This is a genomic window from Chryseobacterium sp. CBSDS_008 (genome assembly GCF_049959325.1).
In the GTDB taxonomy this organism is placed as follows: domain Bacteria; phylum Bacteroidota; class Bacteroidia; order Flavobacteriales; family Weeksellaceae; genus Chryseobacterium.
Genome location: NZ_CP188202.1, coordinates 1,327,935 through 1,349,367, shown reverse-complemented (window position 1 = coordinate 1,349,367; position 21,433 = coordinate 1,327,935). Strand labels below are relative to the sequence as shown.

24 protein-coding genes are annotated in these 21,433 nt (G+C 37.0%); 21 read left to right on the top strand and 3 right to left on the bottom strand.

What is annotated here, in order from left to right; translation table 11 throughout:
• The first annotated feature begins 99 nt into the window (after nucleotides 1–99).
• The 20 genes from ACP3T3_RS06015 to gcvP all read left to right on the top strand — a co-directional run bounded on the left by ACP3T3_RS06015 (nucleotide 100) and on the right by gcvP (nucleotide 17,356).
• Nucleotides 100–690 (top strand): Crp/Fnr family transcriptional regulator, encoded by a 591-nt coding sequence (locus tag ACP3T3_RS06015; RefSeq protein ID WP_426479007.1) that lies wholly within the window; start codon nucleotides 100–102, stop codon nucleotides 688–690.
• Between the two features lie 76 nt (nucleotides 691–766).
• Nucleotides 767–1,174: a VOC family protein gene (locus ACP3T3_RS06010; RefSeq protein WP_426479006.1), complete on the top strand. Its 408-nt coding sequence runs from the start codon at nucleotides 767–769 to the stop codon at nucleotides 1,172–1,174.
• A 91-nt stretch (nucleotides 1,175–1,265) separates the two neighbouring features.
• On the top strand, nucleotides 1,266–1,676 hold the full coding sequence (locus ACP3T3_RS06005) for a VOC family protein (protein ID WP_426479005.1): 411 nt from the start codon (nucleotides 1,266–1,268) through the stop codon (nucleotides 1,674–1,676).
• Nucleotides 1,677–1,705: 29 nt separating this feature from the next.
• A complete protein-coding gene (locus ACP3T3_RS06000) occupies nucleotides 1,706–2,167 on the top strand; it encodes a hypothetical protein (protein WP_426479004.1) in 462 nt (153 codons plus the stop codon).
• Between the two features lie 264 nt (nucleotides 2,168–2,431).
• Nucleotides 2,432–2,956, top strand: a complete 525-nt coding sequence (locus ACP3T3_RS05995; RefSeq protein ID WP_426479003.1) for a DinB family protein — start codon at nucleotides 2,432–2,434, stop codon at nucleotides 2,954–2,956.
• A 2-nt stretch (nucleotides 2,957–2,958) separates the two neighbouring features.
• Nucleotides 2,959–3,735 (top strand): alpha/beta fold hydrolase, encoded by a 777-nt coding sequence (locus ACP3T3_RS05990; protein ID WP_426479002.1) that lies wholly within the window; start codon nucleotides 2,959–2,961, stop codon nucleotides 3,733–3,735.
• A gap of 128 nt (nucleotides 3,736–3,863) precedes the next feature.
• Entirely contained in the window at nucleotides 3,864–4,295 is a 432-nt protein-coding gene (locus tag ACP3T3_RS05985) for a VOC family protein (RefSeq protein WP_426479001.1), read from the top strand.
• Nucleotides 4,296–4,373: 78 nt separating this feature from the next.
• Entirely contained in the window at nucleotides 4,374–4,787 is a 414-nt protein-coding gene (locus ACP3T3_RS05980) for an SRPBCC family protein (protein WP_426479000.1), read from the top strand.
• A gap of 35 nt (nucleotides 4,788–4,822) precedes the next feature.
• Nucleotides 4,823–5,062, top strand: a complete 240-nt coding sequence (locus tag ACP3T3_RS05975; protein ID WP_426478999.1) for a hypothetical protein — start codon at nucleotides 4,823–4,825, stop codon at nucleotides 5,060–5,062.
• 138 nt (nucleotides 5,063–5,200) lie between these two features.
• A complete protein-coding gene (locus tag ACP3T3_RS05970) occupies nucleotides 5,201–6,067 on the top strand; it encodes a VOC family protein (protein WP_426478998.1) in 867 nt (288 codons plus the stop codon).
• A 47-nt stretch (nucleotides 6,068–6,114) separates the two neighbouring features.
• Nucleotides 6,115–6,948 (top strand): SDR family oxidoreductase, encoded by an 834-nt coding sequence (locus ACP3T3_RS05965; protein ID WP_426478997.1) that lies wholly within the window; start codon nucleotides 6,115–6,117, stop codon nucleotides 6,946–6,948.
• A 159-nt stretch (nucleotides 6,949–7,107) separates the two neighbouring features.
• Nucleotides 7,108–7,536 (top strand): SRPBCC domain-containing protein, encoded by a 429-nt coding sequence (locus ACP3T3_RS05960; RefSeq protein ID WP_426478996.1) that lies wholly within the window; start codon nucleotides 7,108–7,110, stop codon nucleotides 7,534–7,536.
• A gap of 64 nt (nucleotides 7,537–7,600) precedes the next feature.
• A complete protein-coding gene (locus tag ACP3T3_RS05955; protein WP_426478995.1) occupies nucleotides 7,601–8,059 on the top strand; it encodes an SRPBCC family protein in 459 nt (152 codons plus the stop codon).
• Between the two features lie 96 nt (nucleotides 8,060–8,155).
• A complete protein-coding gene (locus ACP3T3_RS05950) occupies nucleotides 8,156–8,614 on the top strand; it encodes a DoxX family protein (RefSeq protein WP_426478994.1) in 459 nt (152 codons plus the stop codon).
• Nucleotides 8,615–8,781: 167 nt separating this feature from the next.
• On the top strand, nucleotides 8,782–10,785 hold the full coding sequence (locus ACP3T3_RS05945) for a prolyl oligopeptidase family serine peptidase (RefSeq protein ID WP_426478993.1): 2,004 nt from the start codon (nucleotides 8,782–8,784) through the stop codon (nucleotides 10,783–10,785).
• A gap of 776 nt (nucleotides 10,786–11,561) precedes the next feature.
• Nucleotides 11,562–12,116 (top strand): RNA polymerase sigma factor, encoded by a 555-nt coding sequence (locus tag ACP3T3_RS05940; RefSeq protein WP_426478992.1) that lies wholly within the window; start codon nucleotides 11,562–11,564, stop codon nucleotides 12,114–12,116.
• 11 nt (nucleotides 12,117–12,127) lie between these two features.
• Nucleotides 12,128–12,460 carry a hypothetical protein gene (locus ACP3T3_RS05935; RefSeq protein ID WP_426478991.1) on the top strand — a complete coding sequence of 111 codons (333 nt, stop codon included), beginning with the start codon at nucleotides 12,128–12,130 and terminating at the stop codon, nucleotides 12,458–12,460.
• 90 nt (nucleotides 12,461–12,550) lie between these two features.
• Nucleotides 12,551–12,808: a hypothetical protein gene (locus ACP3T3_RS05930; protein ID WP_309513329.1), complete on the top strand. Its 258-nt coding sequence runs from the start codon at nucleotides 12,551–12,553 to the stop codon at nucleotides 12,806–12,808.
• Between the two features lie 402 nt (nucleotides 12,809–13,210).
• Complete coding sequence (locus tag ACP3T3_RS05925) at nucleotides 13,211–13,858, top strand: J domain-containing protein (protein WP_426478990.1); 648 nt, start codon at nucleotides 13,211–13,213, stop codon at nucleotides 13,856–13,858.
• Between the two features lie 639 nt (nucleotides 13,859–14,497).
• The gene (gene gcvP / locus ACP3T3_RS05920) at nucleotides 14,498–17,356 is read left to right on the top strand and encodes an aminomethyl-transferring glycine dehydrogenase (protein WP_426478989.1); all 2,859 of its coding nucleotides are present in this window, start codon (nucleotides 14,498–14,500) and stop codon (nucleotides 17,354–17,356) included.
• 615 nt (nucleotides 17,357–17,971) lie between these two features.
• Here gcvP and ACP3T3_RS05915 read toward each other — a convergent pair.
• From ACP3T3_RS05915 to ACP3T3_RS05905, 3 genes are read right to left on the bottom strand one after another with little or no spacing between them, the layout of a single operon-like run.
• Nucleotides 17,972–18,394, bottom strand: a complete 423-nt coding sequence (locus ACP3T3_RS05915; RefSeq protein WP_426478988.1) for a hypothetical protein — start codon at nucleotides 18,392–18,394, stop codon at nucleotides 17,972–17,974.
• 4 nt (nucleotides 18,395–18,398) lie between these two features.
• On the bottom strand, nucleotides 18,399–19,145 hold the full coding sequence (locus ACP3T3_RS05910; RefSeq protein ID WP_426478987.1) for a YggS family pyridoxal phosphate-dependent enzyme: 747 nt from the start codon (nucleotides 19,143–19,145) through the stop codon (nucleotides 18,399–18,401).
• Nucleotides 19,142–19,861 carry an AAA family ATPase gene (locus ACP3T3_RS05905; RefSeq protein ID WP_426478986.1) on the bottom strand — a complete coding sequence of 240 codons (720 nt, stop codon included), beginning with the start codon at nucleotides 19,859–19,861 and terminating at the stop codon, nucleotides 19,142–19,144. The genes ACP3T3_RS05910 and ACP3T3_RS05905 overlap by 4 nt, the downstream gene beginning before the upstream one ends.
• Nucleotides 19,862–21,051: 1,190 nt before the next feature.
• On the opposite strand from ACP3T3_RS05905, the gene ACP3T3_RS05900 reads away from it, so the two are divergent.
• Entirely contained in the window at nucleotides 21,052–21,387 is a 336-nt protein-coding gene (locus ACP3T3_RS05900) for a DMT family transporter (protein WP_426478985.1), read from the top strand.
• Nucleotides 21,388–21,433 lie beyond the last annotated feature (46 nt).

Here is a 21,433-nt window from a genome sequence, read left to right as displayed (position 1 = left end):
TGTGTCTTTTTTATAAAGATATTATATTCTTTGTTTAATATTTTTTGCTTTTAATTCAATTAAAAATTTTATTTTTAAAGACTTAAAAAAATGACACCAATGACCAATAAATCCTTAGAAATCTGCTATGATTTTCCATTCTTTCTCCATGAGGAACTTGACGAAATATGTAAGGCTCATGAGAAAACATCTTTCCAGAAAGGTGATTTTATTCTTGAAGAAGGAAAAACAGCAAATGAATATTATATTCTCGATAGCGGGCTGGCACGTTCCTATGTGAATGACTTCAACGGGAACGAAGTAACAACCCATTTTTTCACAGAGAATGAAGTGATTATTGAGGTGTTGTCAATGTTTCAAAGAATACCGTCTCAGGAAAATATTGTTTGTATCACAGACTGTGAATGCTGGAAACTGGACTATGATACTTTCCAGGAATTGTTCCATAAAATCCCAAATCTCAGGGAATGGGGAAGATCATGGATGTCCCAGGAGCTTTTTGCCTACAAACAAAGGTCTGTAGAAATGTTCACCCTTTCTGCCACCAAAAGATATCTTAATCTGCTGGAGCAGAAATCTAAGGTCATACAATTGGCACCCCTGAAGCAGATCGCCTCCTATCTGGGAGTTACAGACACTTCTTTGAGCCGTATCCGTAAAGAAATCGTTTCCCATCCCAGGAAAATTTAAATCTTGCCCTATGACAAGTTGATTTTCATTGTAGCTTGGTAATTTTGAATTACAGTTTAACACTAAATTACAAAAAATGAAAGTCAATCAAATTTATGTAAACCTTCCGGTGAAAGATGTACAGAAAACAAAAGAATTCTGGACTAAGTTAGGTTTCCCGGTTAATGAAAAGTTCTCTGATGAAAAAGCAGCCTGTGTTGTTTTGAATGATACCATCTATGTGATGTTTCTGCAGGAAGATTATTTTATGACCTTCACCAATAAACCCGTTGCCAAAGAGAATACCAGTCAGGTTCTTGTTGCGGTGGGCTTAAACAGCCGTGAAGAAGTAGATACAATAGTCAACACTGCTGTAGAAAACGGAGCATGGCAGCATGAAGAACCTCAGGATTACGGATGGATGTATCAGAACTCTTTCTGGGATCCGGACGGACATGGCTGGAATATCACCTTTGCTGATCTGTCTCAGATGCCGGCAGAATAATGTAAATCCAGGTTAAATCTTGTCCTATGGCAAGCACATTCTTACCATATCCTGGTAATTTTGAATAACAATCGCCACTAAAATTTACAAAATGAACATTACCGATATTTACGTCAATTTACCCGTAAAAAACGTTCAAAAAACCAGAGAATTCTGGACGAAGCTAGGCTTTTCTATCAATGAGCAGTTTTCAGATGATAAAGCAATATGTGTGGTTATGAAAGAAAACCATATCTATGCGATGTTTCTCAGAGAAGATTTTTTTCAAACCTTTACCAACAGGCCTTTTGCCAAAGGTGACACTACGCAGGTTCTGCTGGCCATCGGGGTAAACAGCCGGGATGAAGTAGATCAGATGGTAAAAACAGCCATTGAAAACGGAGGTTCAAAATATAGTGAACCCGTAGATTACGGATGGATGTACCAAAGCAGTTTTGCAGATATCAATGGCCATCAGTGGGAAGTCATGCACGGCGATGCTTCTCAGATTCCGGCAGAATAATTCTTTAAACATCACAAAATATACATCAAATGGAAACACAATCAAACGATATAGAAATCATAAAAACTCAGGTAGTCAGCAGCTATCAGGTGATTTCTTTGAATATCAACGGTATTACCCACGAAGAATCTATGATTTTCCCTAATGGCGAAGCCAACTGTATGAACTGGATTCTGGGACATTTAATCTACATCAGAAACTTTTTTCTAAATGTTTTAGGAGAAGAATCCGTCTGGGACATCGAAAAATTTTCCTTCTACAACAGAGGAGAAATTGCTTTGGATCACAAAGATGAATTGATCAGCTTTGAAGATTTACAATCATATCTGAAACAATCTCAGGACAAGCTGGAAGCAAAGCTCAACACTCTCGACAGCTTTAAACCTGAAATGATTAAAGATATCTCAACCCTGAGCCTTCATGAAATTTACCACAGCGGACAGCTGGGCTATCTCCGCAGAATTTTAGGAAAACCAGGCGCCATAAAATAATGACGGTTTTTAACACAATTTTGCAGATCATATAATATAATCAGGCGCAAAATCTAAGAGAATTATCTCTAATAAAAGTTTAGATTCCGTGCTTTGCTCGGAATGACAAACTAGCTGATGAAATCTTCCATATTATTTTTAAAAGAGTACAATTTTATCGAAGATAAAATCCTCGCGCCTTAAAAACGTATAGTTTAAAAATACTTAGCGCCCCTTTGTGTTTCTCTAACATTCTAATTTCTAACTTCTAATCTCTAATTAAAAATGGACACACCAAAATCAAAAAAAATGGAAGTCATTATTCCGGCTTACAGAATGCATTCCCAAAGCTTTATGAATGTTTTGGAAGGCATTTCGGAAGAAGATGCTTTGAAAAGAATTGAAAATAAAACCAACCATATTGTATGGATGGCAGGAAACTTTGTTAACATGCGTTATGGTTTAGGCTTTGTGCTTGGAATACAAGAGGAAGATCCCTACAACGATGTGTTTTTCCAGGGAAAAGCACTGGATGAAAGCTTTAAATATCCAAATTTAGCTGAATTAAAGGAAAACTTTCATAAAATTTCCCCTAAAGTATTCCAAAGACTTCATGAAGTAACTGATGAAGAGCTGGATGAGATATTTGAAATAGGAATGAACATCCCTTTCATTAAAGAAACGAAGCTCAATTTTGTGGGAATGTGTATCGGCCGTGAAGATTATCTCTGCGGACAGATTGGCCTGATGCGCAGAATTCTGAATTATCCGGGAATGAAATATGATGTGGACGAAAATCTTAAGTACTGATAATGAATCCAGTAGAAAAAGGCTATAAAAAAGTCAACGGAATACAATTGTATTATGAAATCTATGGATCAGGAAAGCCTTTGGTTCTGATTCATGGGGGTGGCTCTTCTATTCTCTATGATTTTAAAGAAGTCATTGCAAGACTGGAGAACAAATTCCAGCTGATAGGAATAGATCTGCAAAACCATGGACGCAGTGAACACCGCGACATTCCTGAAACATTTGAACAGGATGCTGATGATGTAGCTGCACTTTTAGCAGAGCTTAACATCGGGAAAGCTTCATTCTGGGGATTCAGTAACGGTGGAAGTACAGTGATGCAGATTGCCCATTGTCATCCCGGAATTGTTGAAAAATTAATTGTAGCCTCAGCATTTTATAAAAGAAGCGGAATGATAGACGGCTTTTTTGAGGGAATGCAGGAAGCAGCTTTTGAGTCAATGCCGGAACCCTTTAAAATTAATTTCTTACAGCTCAATCCGGATTTTTCAAAACTGGAAAACCTTTTTGACAAAGACTGCAAAAGAATGCAGACGTTTGAAGACTGGGATGATGAGGTGCTGGCTTCCATACAGGCGCCCACATTATTCATCAGTGGAGATCAGGATGTAATGAAGCCGGAGCATACTGCCGCAATGTGGCGTCTGGTGAAAGACTCGCGGCTGATAATACTTCCGGCAACTCACGGTATTTATATGATGCCTGATTTTGACGGAAGTATTGATGCAAACTTAATTGACTTTACCGTCAGAGAAGTAGAAAAATTTTTACACCATTAAGAATTTCAATAGTAAGCTGGTAGTTTTAGACTGAAACAGTACCTGCTATTCATATTAACTTAATTAATTCTTAATGGATCAACAGCAGAACTTATATCTTAATAACAATAATTTTAAAATTAAAAATCATGGCTAAATTAAATCCGTATCTAAATTTTGATGGGACCGCTGAAGAAGCATTCAACTTTTATAAAAAAGTGTTCGGCGGGGAATTCGTTGGAGAAATTCACAAAATGGGAAATGCTCCCGGTACTGAAAACCTTTCAGAAGAAGAAAAAAACAGAGTAATGCACATCGCGCTGCCTATTGGCAATGACCTTTTAATGGCATCTGATATTGTACCGGGGTTTGGGCAGACTCTTACCGTAGGAAATAATAATTACGTTTCTATTTTCCCGGATTCGAGAAGTGAGGCAGACCGTATTTTTAAAGAACTTTCCGATGGCGGAAATGTGGAAATGCCGATTGAAGATCAGTTCTGGGGAGATTATTTCGGATGCTTCCAGGATAAATACGGTGTTCATTGGATGGTGAACTATAATGATGAATATGCAAAATAATCTTATATTTAACTGATGATAAAAAAGAGGTGCCCATTTTTTGGGCAGCTCTTTATCTAAATTTAAAAAAATAGAACTATGGATCCAATTAAAATAGACATTACAATTTTAGCACCGGTTGAAAAGGTTTGGAATTATTTCAATGAGCCAAAGCATATCACGAAATGGAATTTCGCCCACGAAAGCTGGCACTGTCCTAGTTCTGAAAATAATCTGAAGGTAGGAGGCAGATTCAAAAACAGAATGGAAGCTAAAGACAAAAGCTTCGGATTCGATTTTGAAGGGGTATATGACGAAATAGTTCCTTATGAGGTGATCAAATATCACCTGGAGGACGGGCGTAAAGTAGAAGTTATTTTCGATAAAATAGATGAAAATACAACGAAAGTGATTGAAATTTTCGATCCGGAAAAACAAAATTCTGTGGAAATGCAACGGGATGGCTGGTATGCTATTCTGAACAATTTCCACAAATATGTTGAGAATCATTAACAATATTTTTTGTAGCCATGATCAATTTAGTTATCATGTCAAAGAGTTTAAATTCCATGTATGCTTTTAATTATGACTCTAAAGAAGAGTTTCTTCATGGAGTTATTGCAATACCTGCAAGAAGAGCATTAGAAAAAGAAAAAATAAATTCTTTGGAAAAACTTTCAGATTATTCCGAAAAAGAAATCATGCAGCTTCATGGTTTTGGGAAAAATGCTATGTTGAAACTGAAGAATTATATGAAAGAAAACCAGGTCTGCTTTAAAGAAGCATAGTATGTATCTGCTCTTATGAGAAGCCTGAAAGGAATGGATGAAAAGTAGGACTTTCCATTCTTATAGAGCAAAATTACAAGAATTGCCGCGTAAGCTTGATCTGTAAAAAAATAATCATTTCTCTTTTAAATTTAAATTATGAATAACGATATTTTCCCATGTCTCTGGTATGACGGAGACGCCAAACAGTCTGCCGAATTTTACTGTAAGGTATTTGGAGGCGAAATCACAGCAGATACTCCTGTGGTAATGAATATTGATTTGTTTGGGCAAAGACTGATGCTTCTGAATGGAGGTCCGCAGTTCAAAAAAAATGCTTCCATATCTTTCATGGTGATCTGTGAAACAGAAGATGAAGTTCAGAAATACTGGGACCAGTTGCTGGATGGAGGTATAGCCCTGATGGAGCTGGGCTCTTACTCATGGAGTCCGAAGTACGGATGGGTACGGGATAAATATGGAGTGACATGGCAGCTGTTTTTAGGAGAAAAAGCAGGCGATCAGAAAATCATTCCGACTTTAATGTTTATCCATGAGAATAATGGGAAAGCGAAAGAAGCAATGGAGCTGTATACGAAGACTTTCCCCAATTCAAACATAGGAAATATATTGTCCTATGGAGCAGGAAGCGAAGGTCACGATAGTCCTGAGCCTGCAGAAAATGTTCAGCATGCCCATTTTGTAATTGATAATTACACCTTGTTCTGTATGGATAATTCTTACGATCATCAGTTTGATTTTAATGAAGGGATTTCATTGGTGGTGATGACTGATGACCAGCAGCAGACCGATAAATACTGGAACGCCCTGACTGCAGACGGAGGAAGAGAAAGTATGTGTGGCTGGCTGAAAGATAAATATGGACTGAGCTGGCAGATTGTCCCTAAAAGACTCATCCAGTTAATGAATGATTCCGATCAGGAAAAAGCCTATAAAGTGGTTCAGGCAATGATGAAAATGCAGAAAATTATCATCCGGGATTTGGAGGATGCTTATAATTCTTAAATATTTTCGGCGTATTGTTTGATGTGATTTAGAAAAAAGATTTGCATATGAAAACACAGAACAAATCAGCATCTAAGTCAAAAGTCCCTAAAGAAGGACTGTTTCCGGAAATTATACGGAACGATTATCAGGGAAGCCGGAAGCTGCAGGGTAAAAAAGCGGTTATTTCCGGGGGTGACAGCGGTATAGGACAGGCTGTAGCCGTTCATTTCGCCAGAGAAGGGGCAGATGTCGCCATTATCTATAAAGAAAGTGACGATGATGCCAGAGAAACCAAAAATCTGGTTGAAAAAGAAGGGCAGAAGTGTCTTCTGATCAAGGGCGACCTTACCCGGAAGGCTTTCAGAACCCAATGTGCGGAAAAGATTAAAACAGAGTGGAAGAATCTTGATATTCTTGTTAATAATGCAGGAATTCATACCTCAGAAAACAGTCTGGAAAAAATTTCTGATGAACAGATTCAGGAAACATTTGATACCAATATCATTTCTATGATTTCTTTCACCAGAAATTTTCTTCCGCTGATGGGAAAAGGAGGACGAATCATCTGCACAACCTCTGTTACCGCTTACCGTGGAAGTGATCATTTGATAGATTATGCCGCTACAAAAGGGGCTGTTCTGTCTTTTATCCGTTCACTGGCTGATAACCTTGCTGAAAAAGGAATTCTGGTTAACGGAATTGCACCCGGACCTATATGGACTCCGCTTGTGAAGGAAGCTTTTGATGATCTTTCCAAATTTGGAAAAGATACTCCGCTGAAGCGGGCAGGGCAGCCTTCTGAAGTGGCACCAGCCTATGTTTTTCTCGCTTCAGAAGATGCAAGTTATATCACAGGAGAAATAATCCACATTAACGGAGGCGATTTTGTCGGAGGATAGAATGAGAAGTTAGAAGCTAGAAGTTAGAAGTTAGAAGTTAGAAGTTAGAAGCGGCCACAGAATAACGCTCTTACTCTCCAACTCTCCAACTCTCCAACTTTCAAACTCTCAAACTTTCTCCCCTCCAACCCATTACCCACCACCTAATACCTAAAATATATGGAAAAATTATCATATGAAATAGAAATCAATGCCGAACCTGAAAAAGTATGGAGTGTACTTTGGGGTGACATTACCTACAGGCAATGGACAACGGCATTTACAGACGGCTCTTTTTATGAGGGAACGCTCGAAGAGAATAATATCATTAAATTTCTTGATCCTAAGAACAACGGGATGTACAGCAGAGTAGAAAAGATGATTCCTAACGAAGAAATAAAATTTCTGCACCTGGGAGAAATTTACGAAGGTATTGAAGTTCCTCAGGACTGGGGAGAAGCAACAGAAGCTTATTTTCTTGAGGAAAATGAAGAAGGAACACGGCTGAAAACTGAAATTCAGACTCCGGCAGAATTTAAAGAATTTTTTGAAGAGAAATTTCCAAAGGCAATGTCAATTGTCAAACATCTTTCAGAAAATCAGCTTTAAACAATTAAGTTTGAAATTTACCTGAAGGTAATTAATCACCAAATCAACTGTAAAAAAAATTAAAATGGAAACCTTATCATACGAAACCGTAATTGATGCACCATTGCAGAAAGTCTGGGACATTCTCTGGAGTCCTGAAACGTATAGTGAATGGACAAAGTATTTCGGTGCAGGATCTGTCATGAAATCCGACTGGAAAGTGGGTGGAAAAACCTATTTTCTTAATGCAAAAGGAGAAGGAATGGTTTCAACCATAGATAGCATGGATGAGCCTAATCAGATTGTTTTCAAACACCTGGGAATGGTAGATGAAAATGGCAATGAAGATACCCAAAGTAAGGAAGTAATGGAATGGAACGGCAGTTTCGAGAAATATTTTCTGATAGATTTTGGGGGAAAAACAAAACTTCACGCAGAAGTTCAGGTCGAAAAGCAATGGCAGGATCACATGAACACAGGCTTTACAAAAGGACTCATGGTTGTAAAAAGCCTTGCCGAAGGGGTAAGCCTTGGCGCAGTGTAAAGAAATTTTAAAGTTCAAGGTTTAAAGTTTAACGTTTAGAATTGCTGCCTCAATCCTAATCCCTAAAACCTGCTGCCTAATATCTACCACCTATAAATGAAATTACTCATCATACTTTTTGCAACATTTATTCTGGCTTTGCTGGGGACTTTTTGGGTTCAGGGGAAGCCGGATTTTATATTTTCAGGAAACCTGGGAATGGCTGTCTTTATCATATTTACAGGTTTTTCCCATTTTAAATTTCAGAAAGGAATGGCTATGATGATCCCGGAGTTTATTCCTGCCAGAATGTTTTGGGTATATTGTACAGGAGTTCTGGAAATTGCAGCGGGAATCGGGCTTATGATTCCGGCTGCCCGTGAACTCACCGCAATTTTGCTCATTATTTTTTATGTCTTGGTTTTTATAGCCAATATCAACTCAGCCAGGAAAAAGATCAATATTTTTAAAGCCGATTACACCGGTCCGGGAATGAAATACCTTTACACCCAAAGGATTCCCATGCAGGTTATTCTGATCGTTTGGACGTGGTATTTCGGTATTTATTTACACTAAATAAAAGACAGTCGGTAAGGCTGTCTTTTATTAATCATATTTTTTTGCATTAATTGATTAAATACTGTAACGTTTATGGGTATAATGTGTCTTATTATATAAATGCATTTATTTTTTATTGTCTAAAACGTAAATGCTTATATAACTTTAACCTTAAAACAAAAGTTATGAACATAAATCACAAAATTTTCGGTACAACCATTATTGTACTATCTACTATGATGACCAACGCACAAAGCTCTGCTGCCAAACTGCCGGGAGATCCTACCTTGCCATCCTCCAGGGCCAATCTTGAAAAGCTTATTTCTTATGATAAAGGAAACTTTACATATAAAGTTGAAGATTACTTTGCAAGACCAAAAGCTTCAGTATTTAAAATTTCTCCTGATGGGAAATACCTTTCCTATAAAGAAAAAGATCAGGACAAAAAGAATTATGTTTACGTAAAAGATCTGGCTACAGGAAAAATTACCAAAGCCATTGTGGAAAAAGATGATCTGATCAAAGCCTATGGCTGGCTGAATAAAAAACGCCTTTTCTATACGCAGGACAGAGGCGGAAATGAAAATATTCATTTGTATGCTACAGATACAGATGGTGGAAACCAGAAAGATTTAACACCATTTGACGGAGTAAAAGTACAGGCAATTATTCCTGTAAAAGACACTGACTTCGTTGTGGTTACCATGAATAAAAACAACAAACAGATCTTTGAACCTTTCAAGATCAATTTTGTTACCGGGGAAATGACCCAGCTGTATGAAAATAAAGATGTAAACAGTCCTATTGATGACTATCTTTTTGACAAGGATGGAAACCTGAGAGGGTATAGCGTTCTTGAGAACGGATTGACGACAAAAACCTATTATAAAGACCTTCAGACCGGAAAATTTAACTTGATTAAATCTGCAGACTGGTCTGATACTTTCAGTATCATTGAATTTAATGAAAATTCTAAAAATAAAGATGAAGCGTATGTCGTAACAAATCTGGATAGCGATAAAGCGAGGATTGTACTCTATGATCTGAAGAAAAATGCCGTGATCAAAGAAATTTATTCTAATCCCGTGTATGATGTAAGCTCAATAAGCACTGCCGGAAAAAACAGAAATTATGAGCTTGATTTTATCAGCTATGAAGGCGTGAAAGGAGAAACCGTTCCGGTAAGTAAATTCTATAAAGGAATAGAGGATAAGCTAAAATCTCAGTTTGGAAGTAAACAATTTGGAATTGTTTCTTCCGATGATAATAATGATAAACTGCTGGTGGTGGTAGGAAGTGATAAGCTGTATGGAACCTATTATGAATACGATACCAAAACCAAACAGACCAAGCTACTTTACAACCTGATGCCTCAGCTGAAGGAGGAAGATATGGCCGAAATGAGACCTATCGAATTTAAAAGCAGAGACGGATTAACAGTACATGGCTATATTACCCTGCCTAAAGCCGCGCTGGAAGGCAAAAAAGTCCCTTTGATTGTCAATCCTCACGGAGGTCCTCAGGGAATAAGAGACAGCTGGGGATTCAATCCGGAAACACAGTTGTTTGCCAGCAGAGGATATGCAACGCTTCAGGTGAATTTCAGAATTTCCGGAGGCTATGGAAAATCCTTCCAGAAAGCAGGCTACAAACAGATCGGAAGAAAAGCGATGGATGATGTGGAAGACGGAGTGAAATATGCTGTTGAACAGGGATGGGCAGATAAAGATAAAGTAGCTATTTACGGAGGAAGCCATGGCGGATATGCTACTCTGATGGGACTTATCAAAACTCCGGACCTGTATACCTGCGGGGTAGATTATGTAGGCGTCTCCAACATCTTTACTTTCTTTGATTCTTTCCCGGAATACTGGAAACCTTATAAAGAAATGGTAAAGCAGATCTGGTATGACCTTGATAACCCTGAAGAAGCTAAAATTGCTAAAGAAGTTTCTCCGGTTTATCAGATTGATAAGATTAAGAAACCGTTATTTGTTATCCAGGGAGCAAATGATCCCAGGGTTAACATCAATGAGTCTGATCAGATTGTAAAAGCGATGCGTGCCAAAGGATTTGAAGTTCCTTATCTGGTAAAATATGATGAAGGACACGGATTTGGAAAAGAACCGAACAGAATTGAGCTTTACAAATCAATGTTAGGATTCTTTGCAGAAAATTTTAATAAATAAACTATTAATTAAATAATATTTGAACGGAGGACTTAGGTCTTCCGTTTTTTTATGACAAAGTCATTGCGAACAGAGCGAAGCAATCTCAATATAATGTATAAGTCTAATAAATGGAGTTGGAAAAGCGCAAAGTCGCTAAGATTTTACAAGCGGTGGCTTTAAGGCGCAAAGATTTATCTCCGATAACATTGTATAGTTCTAAAGATTTTATGGATATTTCAACAGCAAGTTTGTCATTCCGGACAAAGCGAGGAATCCAGGCTTGTTGAAAATAGCTCTTCCTGTTAATTATACAGGTATTGATAAAAAATGTTTAATAACCCTTGATTTACACTGATCTACAAGAAAATAAAAAGAATCTCACTTGCTGAAAATCTTTGATTTTCTTGCGCCTTACAATTATACATAATAATGATAAAAACTTGCGCCCCTGCGTTTTCCAACAAAAATATTGTTTTACAATTTTATCATTTATCATTTATCAATTATCAATTATCATTTATCACTCATCAACTTAGCCCCGATAGGAGCGGTTACCCCGGAGCATGAGTGGGAGGTTGGAGGGGTTGGGCTTGTGGGATGGTTTGGCGTGAGGAGTATGAGCGGATAGCGGGAAAAAGCTTCAAAAAAAATGCATAAGTTGCTGAAAATTCATGGAATAAAAACGTTGATGGATAAAAGAAAAACCGGATTGTAAGAAAAATATTTTAAATTTATTAAAGTAAAACCAAAAGGCCAGCCGTCATAGCAATATGGAGGTTGTCGAAAAAATAACAATGCCACAGAAAGAGAAAGAAAGCATCATCTCACAGACCGTTTCCAACTACGGAGGAAAGCTGATGTCCTATATTCGTCCGAAAGTGAAAAATACGGAGGATGCGGAAGATATTCTGCAGGAAGTGTGGTATCAGTTCAGTAGCCTTACGAATCTTTCTGAGATCGTAAACGTTGGAGGCTGGCTGTACAGGGTGACGGCGAATAAAATCACTGACCGTTACCGCAAAAAGAAAACAGAAAATCTTGAAGATTTCGTATATGAAGATGAAGACGGCAGTTTTTCTATCAAGGATATTCTTTTGCTGGATGAAAGCGCCGGCCCTGAAGTGAAGATGTTTCAGGATGAGATCTGGAAAAAACTGTTTGAAGCACTTGATGAACTTCCCGAAAAACAAAGGCTGGTCTATGTAGAAAATGAACTGAACGACAAAACCCTCCAGGAGATCGCCGATGAACAGGGAGAGAACATTAAAACCATCATCAGCAGAAAAAACTATGCTGTGAAGCACCTGAGAAACAGATTGAGAAAATTATACGAAGATTTAAAAAGTTAGAAAAAGAAATTATGAATTATAAACACAAAAAGGGTTGGATGTTTTTATTGTTATGCCCGCCATTAATTTTAGCAGCCGTTACATGGATTGTAATGATGCTTTGGAACTGCCTTCTGCCGGAGATTTTAGGAGCGAAAACCATTACTTTCTGGCAGGCAATGGGAATACTGATCTTAAGTAAAATTCTTTTCGGAGGTTTCCATTTTGGTAAAGGAATGAGAGATTTCAAAGAAAGAAAAATGAGAGAGAAAATGGAAAGCCTGTCCCCGGAAGAGAGAGAAAAATTCAAAGAAGTATGGAGAAACAAATGCTCGGGAGGGTTCTTCAACAGAAAAAACGAATAATTTTAAATTATAAAGAAGTAGTAAAGTAAAATTAAAATTCATTCGTCTCTATAAAAAACAAGAAGTAGTAAAATTTAAAATTTTGAAAAAATGAAAAATTCAGCATTAAAAGGAGCTCTGGGAGCATTAGCCGTTGTGGGTGTAGCCTTAATTGCTAAAAAAGCAATACAAAGAAAGAGATTTATCAAAGGTATTTTTGATGAATACGGAATTAAAGAAAAGTCACCTTTCGGACTGGCAGATAAGATCAGGGAAATGAATGACGAAGACTATCAGGAACTAAAAGGAAAATTCAAAAAAGAATTTAGTTCGAGATGCTGCAAAAAGGATAATACCTGCGAAGCATAATCCGTAAAGACTAAATTGAAATTGTTTAATTCCGGCGCGGGAAGCAGAGCTTCCCGCGCCGGAATTTTTATTTAAAAACAGATATAATCTGAAAAGACTTATATTTTTTTCAGACTGAGATTCCTTGCTTCACCTGGAATGACAAAAGGACTGTTGAACTCATTCAATTCGTAGCATTTGTTGAGAAGTACAATTTTATCGGAGATAAAATCCTTGCGCCTTAAAAATATACAGTTTGCTGTGAAAAAACTTAGCGTTTTTGCGTTTTTCAACCAATGATTACGGTTATATTGAGATTGCTTCATCTTCGATTCGCAATACTTTTAAATTCTTTTTTCTATCAAAATTTTACCGTAAACATCAGACGCAAAGAAAAATAAATCCTTATTTTTGTATTTCTCAATGAAAGATTACTACTATTTTCTCGGTATATCGCAGGATGCTTCAGAAGAAGACGTCAAAAAAGCCTATCGAAAACTGTCTTTAAAATACCATCCCGATAAAAATGGCAACGACGATTTTTTTGCTGACCGCTTCCGTGAGATTCAGGAGGCTTATGAGACATTAAGTGATCCGGCGAGAAGACGTACATATGATCAGAATCTGGAAAGTCATCAGCGAAGTTTCAGGTATAATATTCCGCCAGCAATCAAAACTTTTACGGCGAATAAAATTCATGCGAAAAAAGGAGAGGAGATTATCATCAACTGGCAGACAAGTAATGCCGATGTGGTAAAGGTATTGCCTTTCGGATTGGAAAAACCGTATGGAGAGAGAATCTTTAAGATCACAGAATTTAAAGACGGGAAATTCCAGCTTTTGCTTCATGCAACAAATTCTCTTTTGCACAAAACGGTAGTTCAGGGAATTACCATTACAGAAGTTTTTGAGAACGATGCTGAAAAGTTCAAAAACTCGGTGGAAGAAATGTTTAAGCCGCAGCCCAGAACACGAATTAACAAATCCGGTCAGCCTAAGATAATGATGCTGATCTGGGGAATTGTTATTTTAGCGATTGCAGTATATATGCTGATCAAAAACTTTAGCTAGTTTATGCCATTTTCTTTCTTCCCGGGCATTTTTTACATCTTTTTCCCTTCTTGAATTTTTTACAACACGATTTCTTTTCACAGAACATCTCTTCGTTATTGAACGAGTAAGGTGCCAAAGGCGGTACTTTAAACGGAACTATCATATTCATGCTGCAAATATATTAATTTAGAATAAATATAATTAATAAAATTTTATAAAATTCTTAAAACCTGATGTATAGCAGCAGGAGTTTGCTTTTGCACGAATTAACAGGCTTACATTCATACCGGCCAACTCTTCCCTTCACCATATATCATAGGATAAATATACATTATGAATAAAATTCACTTTTATAGATTTTTTTAAGATGAGTTTTGATAATAAAAAGGAAATGTGATTGAATTGTTACATTGTGTTAATGAATTTTACAATGTTTAATTATATAGGAATTAATGGGTTTTACTATATATTATGTATGGAATAATGGTTATTGTTGCAGGAATTAAAGTAAACGTTGTTATAGGCTTGTAAAAAATCAAATTGTAAGAAAAGTCACAAATACTGGTGTGAATTATCACCTGAATCCTCCTCTTGTACAATCGTCCAAAAAATTGTAATTTTACCCATCTTTTTACAAACAAAATCTAATAAATAAAAATGAATACAGAACAGTTTGTGAGCCGCCACATTTCTCTTAATGAAGCCGATAAACAGGCGATGTTGGAAAAACTTGGCGTTTCTAGTATTGAAGAGTTAATTTCTCAGACTATCCCTTCTTCTATCCGTTTAGAGAAAGATCTTGAGATCTCGGAACCGCTTTCTGAATATGAAATGCTGAACCACTCAAAAGAATTGGCGTCAAAAAATACAGATTATACAAGTTATATCGGATTTGGATACCACAATACACTTTTACCTTCAGCAATCCAGAGAAATATTTTTGAAAACCCTAGCTGGTATACGGCGTATACTCCATATCAGGCAGAAATTGCACAGGGAAGACTTGAAGCTCTTCTTAATTTCCAGACTGTAGTATGTGATCTTACAGGTTTTGCGTTAGCCAATGCATCTTTATTGGACGAATCCACTGCTGCAGCTGAAGCGATGCACATGTTCTTTAACAACAGAACGAAAGACCAGAAAAAAGCAGGAGCCAATAAGTTCTTTATCTCAGATCTTGTACTTCCTCAAACAGTTTCTGTATTAAAAACAAAAGCTGAAGGACTAGAAATAGAAATCGTATTGGGAGATCATAAGACACATCAGTTTGATGGTTCTTATTACGGAGTTTTATTACAATATCCTGGTAAAAACGGAATCGTTCTGGATTATACAGAAGATATCGTTGAATATAAAAAGCTTGATCTTCAGGTAGCTGTTGCTTGTGATCCTATGGCTTTGGTGAAACTAAAATCTCCTGCAGAAATGGGGGCTGACTGTGCGGTAGGAACAACACAGAGATTTGGTATTCCATTAGGGTACGGAGGTCCTCACGCAGCTTTCTTTGCTTGTAGAGAGGATTATAAAAGAGATATCCCGGGAAGAATTATCGGGGTTTCCCAGGATATGTACGGAAGACGTGCACTAAGAATGGCGTTACAGACAAGAGAGCAGCACATCAAAAGAGAGAGAGCTACTTCAAACATCTGTACAGCTCAGGTTCTTTTGGCAGTAATGGCAGGAATGTATGCTGTTTATCACGGTCCGAAAGGATTAAATTATATCGCTGATCAGATCCACTTTAAAGCAAACGCTTTGAAAAACGGCCTTAAAGCATTAGGATATCAGGTGGTAGAAGAGCCAATCTTCGATACTGTAAAAATCACGATGCCTGAAGAGGAGAAAGCAAGATTAGTAAGATTAATGCTTGATCACAGGCTAAACCTTAACTATTTCACAGAAGGTGTAGTAAGCATTGCGATCAACGAAAGTACAACATTAGAGAAATTAAACGATCTGATGGCTTCTTTCGCTCAGTTTAAAGACAAGCAGACTTTCAAATTAGAAATAAAAGAAGGATACAGCATTCCTGAAGAAAATCTTAGAAAAGACGAAATTCTTACAGAAGCAGTATTCAACAAATACCATACGGAAACAGAACTGATGCGTTACATCAAGCGTCTTGAGAGAAAAGACTTATCATTGACTCACTCAATGATTTCTTTAGGATCTTGTACAATGAAACTGAACGCAGCAACGCAGATGTTACCGCTTTCATGGGAAAACTGGGGAGCTGTTCACCCGTTTGTACCTGTTAATCAGGCTGAAGGATATCAGGAAATGATCCGTGAATTAGAGAAAGACTTAGCAGAAATTACAGGTTTTGCAGGAACTTCTCTTCAGCCAAACTCTGGTGCTCAGGGAGAATACGCAGGGTTGATGGTGATCAGAGAATACCATATCTCAAGAGGAGACCACCACAGAAATGTAGTATTGATTCCTCAGTCTGCACACGGAACAAACCCGGCTTCTGCTGCAATGGCAGGAATGAAAATCGTAGTCGTGAAAAACCTTGAGAACGGGGAAATCGACTTCGAAGATCTTAAAGCTAAAACAGAACTTCATTCAGCAAACTTATCTGCTGTAATGATTACTTATCCTTCAACGTACGGATTCTTTGATGCCAATATTAAAGAAATTACCAACCTTATCCACGAGCACGGAGGACAAGTATATATGGATGGTGCGAACATGAACGCTCAGGTAGGATTTACAAGTCCCGGAAACATCGGAGCTGATGTTTGCCACCTTAACCTTCACAAAACTTTCGCCATTCCTCACGGAGGTGGAGGCCCTGGAGTAGGTCCGATCTGTGTTGCTAAACACTTAGTGCCTTTCCTTCCTTCTAACGCGAATATCAGAATTGGCTCTAAAGATGCTATCGAAGGTATTTCTGCAGCACCATACGGTTCAGGACTGATCCTTAATATTTCTTATTCTTATATTAAAATGTTAGGAACTGAAGGTCTTAAAAAGGCTACAGGACATGCGATCATGAATGCTAATTACCTGAAAGAAATTTTAGCAGAGCATTTCCCGATTTTATATTCCAACGAAAACGGAAGAGTAGCGCACGAATGTATCGTAGACTTCCGTCAGTTCAAATCTTTAGGAATTGAAGTGGCTGATGTGGCGAAGAGATTGATGGATTATGGTTTCCATGCTCCTACCGTTTCTTTCCCGGTTGCAGGGACATTGATGATTGAGCCTACAGAATCTGAAAGCAAGTCTGAAATTGACCGTTTTGCAGAAGCATTGATCTCTATCAAAAAAGAAATTGATGAAATTGCCAACGGAGAAGCAGATGCAACCAACAACGTATTGAAAAACGCTCCTCACACAGAACAATTGGTAATCTCTGATTCATGGGATAAACCATACAGCAGAGAAAAGGCAGCGTATCCGTTAGAGTGGGTAAGAGACCACAAATTTTTCGCTTCTGTATCAAGAGTAGACGAAGCATACGGAGACAGAAACTTGGTATGTACCTGTGAGCCGATTGAAGCTTATATGTAATCTTAGTTTTTAAATATAACAAACCCTCTCAGTGATGAGAGGGATTTTTGTTTTGTCATTGCGAGCAAAGCGAAGCAATCTCAAAGCTCGAATATCTTATTTTTCATTAATCATTTCTTCTAATCCGGACATCATAGTATCCTTTTATAAGGAGCAATTTTTTCTTCGTGAATTTTAAGAATATTTTCTACAGGATTAAGACAGTTGTCTAAAGAAAATGAGTTGACTATTTTTGTATGAAATTCTTTTTTAATACAACAAAGAATCACCTCCCAAAAATTGAGAGGTGCTTAATGTTTATATCCTGATTTTATTATCTTCTTTTAAAACTGTACGCAATCAGAATGGCGACACCCATAGTAAGTACGGTGATCATTGAAATAGCTTCAAGTGAAATTCCACTTTTCATCTGTGTGTTTTCTTTTTCACATGAGAAAAAGAATAATACTGTCATGAATAGACAGACCGATAGTAATTTTTTATCCATAAAAATGCATTTGTTTGATTATTAAATATTTACAGCAAAAATTATACCGGATTTGTAGAGTTTAAAAACGTAGTGTTTTAGGGATTCTTGATTACTTTCGTTACCAACAAATAAATGGGAGAGTGGGATTATGAAAGGTAATTCAGCTTATGGGCAATTTCTTCAATTAAACCCTGGCTTCCAAAATAAGAGAATAAATGATTGATTACAAGTCCGAAAACAGGAAGTAATTTCCCAAAGAAACCTTCAAAATAAATCATCGTAATGATAAAAAATACAAGGGCGAATAGATGTAATTTCCATAACCTTACTTTATAAGTCAGTATCTTAGTGTTTTCATTATAAATAAATACTCCATCATCAATTAAAGATAAGTAATCACTATTGCTTCTCGCTCTGGGAAAACCTTCATCGAAAGAAACAAATCCAGGTCCGTAAAGAATGTTTTGAACCTTTTTCTCTCTTAACAGATCACGGACTGTGTATATGACCTCGTCAGAGGTTTTATCTTTAACGATTTCTCTCTCAAAAGTATAAGTAAACGGGAACATATTATTATGCTTTATTGTTCGTTTTTCCTTCATCCCAATAATAGCTGTCCGGATAGATTCTCGCTCCAAAAACGGCGGTTCCCACCCGTACAATCGTAGCGCCTTCTTCAATAGCGGTTTCCAGGTCCCCGCTCATACCCATAGAAAGCTCTTTCATTTCTACGGTGGGAATATTTTCACGGATGATCTCCTGCTGAAGATTTTTCAGGATTTTAAAGCACGTTCTTACTTTCTCCGTTTCTGCACTGAACAGCCCGATAGTCATCAACCCTTTTATTTTTAATGTAGAGTAGTTGGAAATCTTTCGGATAAGCTCAATAGCTTCATCGGGATCAGCTCCAAATTTGCTTTCTTCATTGGAAGTATTTACCTGAATCAAAACTTCTATTGTTTTGTCTTCGGCTAAAAGCCTTTGGTGAAGTTTTTCAGCCAGTTCAAGACGATCCAGAGACTGAACGCAGGTGACATCATATTTCAGGATATCTTTGATTTTGTTGGTCTGAAGATGTCCTATAAAATGGTTTTCATGAGGAATATCTTTTAAATCATCATACTTCTCCTTCAGTTCCTGCACTTTATTTTCTGCAATTAAGGTCTGCCCATGCTCCAGCGCGATTTTAATTCGGTCTGCAGAAACTGTTTTGGTGGCCAGTAATAATTTAACCTCATCACTATTTCTGCCGGATTGTTCACAGGCCGTTTTTATCCGGTTATTGATGATGGTGAGATTGTGGAGAATATCTTCTTTCATGATGAGATGGTTTCTTTAGCTTCCAGTTTTTTGATTAAAGCAGCTTTTACGGCCGTTAAGGCATAATCTTTAGCCTCAGCAAAGGAAATAGAGTACTTTCTCTCTACGGTTCTCATATCTTCTGGAAACTGAGCCAGCAGCTGATCATAGAATGTATCCAGGATGTTGGCAGCAGGCATTTCATAATTGATCTTCAGCTGGAAACGTCTTAGCAGGGCTGTATCAATAATTTCAGGATGATTGGTGGCACAGATTAAAAGCGCATTCTCAGGATAATAATCAATCAATTGAATCAAGGTATTCACCAGTCTTCTCATTTCCCCCACATCTTTGTCGTCACTTCCTCTGGCTTTCCCGATCTGATCCAGCTCATCCAGAAAAAGTACAGATCTTTCCCTCGCAGCTTTATCAAAGACCATTTTAATATTCTGGGAGGTTTCCCCGATGCGCGACGAAACAATATTGCTGAGATTTAAAATAATGATGTTCTTTCCCAGCGTATTGGCAATTGCCTTGGCAGTCATTGTTTTTCCACATCCTGAGCTGCCCTGAAGTAAAATTTTATGATTCACCGGAAGACCATACTCCTGCAGTTCTTTTACATAAGTATGCTCCTTGATAAGCTGTACAAGCTGCTCCCTGTTGTTTATATTGAGAAATACCTCGTTAAGGGTTACCTGTTCTTTATCTTGAATAATAAGGTTGTACAGATTCATGATGATTAAATGATGATTGACTAAGCAAAGATAAAGCTTTATTGAATGTCAAAAGAATCCTGAATAATAATAAACATCTGGTCCAGCGTAAATGAATAATAAATGATGGCCGAGAATCTGCGCTACAAACAATGTATAACAACAAGAAAAAATATCCCAAACAATCTGTGAAAATTGTAAAACCTATGAACAATGAACCCTTTGATAAAAAAGAAAAGCCGGACTTGCGGCTGGCTTTTCTCATTTGGATATTAAAATTTGTTATGAAACTAAGATCTTTCTGTTTATGTTTTTGGGCCCTTTTACCCGATGGTAAAAGAGCAATCCGATCTCTCAGACTAAAAACATAAAACAATATAATTAGTATAGATATTCTATAGGCTTGCTTTATTTTGAAATTAGTTTCTTTCTCTTCTTACTGTCATGAAATATGAAGTGATTACGACTAAACCTGTTACGATACCGATATAAGTTACCATTTTGTATTATTTTTAATTATTTGTATTATTTTTATCAATCTTTCAATTGCAATATTACTACTTTCAAATCATGTGCCAAAGTAAAATATTATGATGTTTATCAGTGTATTACGAGGTTTTATGTTCGTTGATTCGTGAAATTTGTTTACGTTAAATTAATATATTATTGAGAATTTATTAACGGTTTTATTGTTCTATATGTAAAATTTTGTGAAAACGTTAATCGTTTATCGGCTTCTATATCGGAGTTGATAAAACAAATAAAAAATAATGCTTGGCATAATATTGTTTTAAAGTGTATTTTTTGCTGCAGATTTTTTCACCTGAGATAAAGCCTTATGTTAATGAAATTTATTTTTGGCTGCGATTTTTATGATGGAATTTTTGTCAGTTGTCTCATTCCATGGCATAGAAAAATAGGTATTTGGTGTCACAACTGAAAAATAAAACCTGATGACGCATTTTTCAGATCCATGAAACATTATGAAGAAAAGAGAGGGTTAACAATAACGAGGCTGTCTCAGAAATGTCATTCTAAGTAAAATGCAGTGCAGTTAAGAATCTCGTATAATTGCTCGGTAATAAGGAGCTTTTTCTGTGCTTCTTCATTAGGCGCTAAAATACAAGAAACCAGAAATTGTCTTTTATAATAGAACTTCGTTTTTTGAATTACCCCAACGCTTTTGCTATTTTTGTACAAAGAATAAATTTATGGGACGCAGTTATATTTTTCTTGCTTTGGCAATTATCTTTGAAATTATTGCTACTACTTTTTTAAAAAAATCCGAGGAGTTCTCCAAATTATGGCCATCTGTAGTAACCGTTATCGGATATGCCTGCGCTTTTTATTTTCTGAGCCTCACCCTGCGTCAGATTCCTGTAGGAATTACCTATGCCATATGGTCCGGAGTAGGTATTGTTTTTATAACCATGATCGGAATTATTGCATTCAAGCAGGTTCCGGATCTGCCTGCCATTATTGGAATGGCTCTGATTGTAACAGGAGTGATTATTATCAATGTATTTTCAAAAATGGGAACCCACTAAGAATATATTCATGGCTACAATATTAACAGGATAATGGAGTAGCTCA

What these genes read in the sequence shown, in the direction of transcription:
- ACP3T3_RS06015 (WP_426479007.1), top strand. Translation starts at nt 100, where the DNA reads ATGACCAATAAATCCTTAGAAATCTGCTATGATTTTCCATTCTTTCTC.
- ACP3T3_RS06010 (WP_426479006.1), top strand. Translation starts at nt 767, where the DNA reads ATGAAAGTCAATCAAATTTATGTAAACCTTCCGGTGAAAGATGTACAG.
- ACP3T3_RS06005 (WP_426479005.1), top strand. Translation starts at nt 1,266, where the DNA reads ATGAACATTACCGATATTTACGTCAATTTACCCGTAAAAAACGTTCAA.
- ACP3T3_RS06000 (WP_426479004.1), top strand. Translation starts at nt 1,706, where the DNA reads ATGGAAACACAATCAAACGATATAGAAATCATAAAAACTCAGGTAGTC.
- ACP3T3_RS05995 (WP_426479003.1), top strand. Translation starts at nt 2,432, where the DNA reads ATGGACACACCAAAATCAAAAAAAATGGAAGTCATTATTCCGGCTTAC.
- ACP3T3_RS05990 (WP_426479002.1), top strand. Translation starts at nt 2,959, where the DNA reads ATGAATCCAGTAGAAAAAGGCTATAAAAAAGTCAACGGAATACAATTG.
- ACP3T3_RS05985 (WP_426479001.1), top strand. Translation starts at nt 3,864, where the DNA reads ATGGCTAAATTAAATCCGTATCTAAATTTTGATGGGACCGCTGAAGAA.
- ACP3T3_RS05980 (WP_426479000.1), top strand. Translation starts at nt 4,374, where the DNA reads ATGGATCCAATTAAAATAGACATTACAATTTTAGCACCGGTTGAAAAG.
- ACP3T3_RS05975 (WP_426478999.1), top strand. Translation starts at nt 4,823, where the DNA reads ATGTCAAAGAGTTTAAATTCCATGTATGCTTTTAATTATGACTCTAAA.
- ACP3T3_RS05970 (WP_426478998.1), top strand. Translation starts at nt 5,201, where the DNA reads ATGAATAACGATATTTTCCCATGTCTCTGGTATGACGGAGACGCCAAA.
- ACP3T3_RS05965 (WP_426478997.1), top strand. Translation starts at nt 6,115, where the DNA reads ATGAAAACACAGAACAAATCAGCATCTAAGTCAAAAGTCCCTAAAGAA.
- ACP3T3_RS05960 (WP_426478996.1), top strand. Translation starts at nt 7,108, where the DNA reads ATGGAAAAATTATCATATGAAATAGAAATCAATGCCGAACCTGAAAAA.
- ACP3T3_RS05955 (WP_426478995.1), top strand. Translation starts at nt 7,601, where the DNA reads ATGGAAACCTTATCATACGAAACCGTAATTGATGCACCATTGCAGAAA.
- ACP3T3_RS05950 (WP_426478994.1), top strand. Translation starts at nt 8,156, where the DNA reads ATGAAATTACTCATCATACTTTTTGCAACATTTATTCTGGCTTTGCTG.
- ACP3T3_RS05945 (WP_426478993.1), top strand. Translation starts at nt 8,782, where the DNA reads ATGAACATAAATCACAAAATTTTCGGTACAACCATTATTGTACTATCT.
- ACP3T3_RS05940 (WP_426478992.1), top strand. Translation starts at nt 11,562, where the DNA reads ATGCCACAGAAAGAGAAAGAAAGCATCATCTCACAGACCGTTTCCAAC.
- ACP3T3_RS05935 (WP_426478991.1), top strand. Translation starts at nt 12,128, where the DNA reads ATGAATTATAAACACAAAAAGGGTTGGATGTTTTTATTGTTATGCCCG.
- ACP3T3_RS05930 (WP_309513329.1), top strand. Translation starts at nt 12,551, where the DNA reads ATGAAAAATTCAGCATTAAAAGGAGCTCTGGGAGCATTAGCCGTTGTG.
- ACP3T3_RS05925 (WP_426478990.1), top strand. Translation starts at nt 13,211, where the DNA reads ATGAAAGATTACTACTATTTTCTCGGTATATCGCAGGATGCTTCAGAA.
- gcvP (WP_426478989.1), top strand. Translation starts at nt 14,498, where the DNA reads ATGAATACAGAACAGTTTGTGAGCCGCCACATTTCTCTTAATGAAGCC.
- ACP3T3_RS05915 (WP_426478988.1), bottom strand. Translation starts at nt 18,394, where the DNA reads ATGTTCCCGTTTACTTATACTTTTGAGAGAGAAATCGTTAAAGATAAA.
- ACP3T3_RS05910 (WP_426478987.1), bottom strand. Translation starts at nt 19,145, where the DNA reads ATGAAAGAAGATATTCTCCACAATCTCACCATCATCAATAACCGGATA.
- ACP3T3_RS05905 (WP_426478986.1), bottom strand. Translation starts at nt 19,861, where the DNA reads ATGAATCTGTACAACCTTATTATTCAAGATAAAGAACAGGTAACCCTT.
- ACP3T3_RS05900 (WP_426478985.1), top strand. Translation starts at nt 21,052, where the DNA reads ATGGGACGCAGTTATATTTTTCTTGCTTTGGCAATTATCTTTGAAATT.